This window comes from Rhizobium ecuadorense (assembly GCF_001187535.1).
GTDB classification, from domain to species: Bacteria; Pseudomonadota; Alphaproteobacteria; order Rhizobiales; family Rhizobiaceae; genus Rhizobium; species Rhizobium ecuadorense.
The window spans coordinates 1-521 of sequence record NZ_LFIO01000557.1; the positions used below are offsets into that span (position 1 = coordinate 1).

Annotated in this window: 1 protein-coding gene; it reads left to right on the forward strand. The window is 60.3% G+C overall.

Features of this window, described 5'->3' with window-relative positions:
• Positions 1 to 109: 109 nt before the first annotated feature.
• The coding region (gene ccoO / locus AF337_RS11970) for a cytochrome-c oxidase, cbb3-type subunit II (RefSeq protein ID WP_063844323.1) at positions 110 to 521 on the forward strand (412 nt) is incomplete at its 3' end.

Sequence of the window (521 nt, forward strand, 5' to 3'; positions counted from 1 at the left end):
TCGTCATGGCCTGGAACGTGTTCATGACGATCCGCGGCCACCTGCGCGACGAAGCGCCAATCCCGACCAGTTTGGTGCCCCAGGCACAGCCTGCCGAGTGAGGTGAGACATGGCATCGTTACTTGATAAACATAAGACCCTCGAGAAGAACGCGACGCTTCTTCTGGTCGGCTCGCTGCTGGTCGTCAGCATTGGCGGCATCGTTGAAATCGCACCGCTGTTCTACCTGCAGAACACGATCGAAAAAGTGGAAGGCATGCGGCCCTACACGCCGCTAGAGCTCGCCGGACGGAACATCTACATCCGTGAAGGCTGCTATCTCTGCCACAGCCAGATGATCCGGCCGTTCCGTGATGAGGTCGAACGTTACGGCCATTATTCGCTCGCCGCGGAATCGATGTACGACCACCCGTTCCAATGGGGATCCAAGCGGACAGGGCCCGATCTGGCCCGCGTCGGGGGGCGTTACTCGAACGAATGGCACGTCCAGCATCTCGCAAATCCGCGGGCCGTGGTGCCGG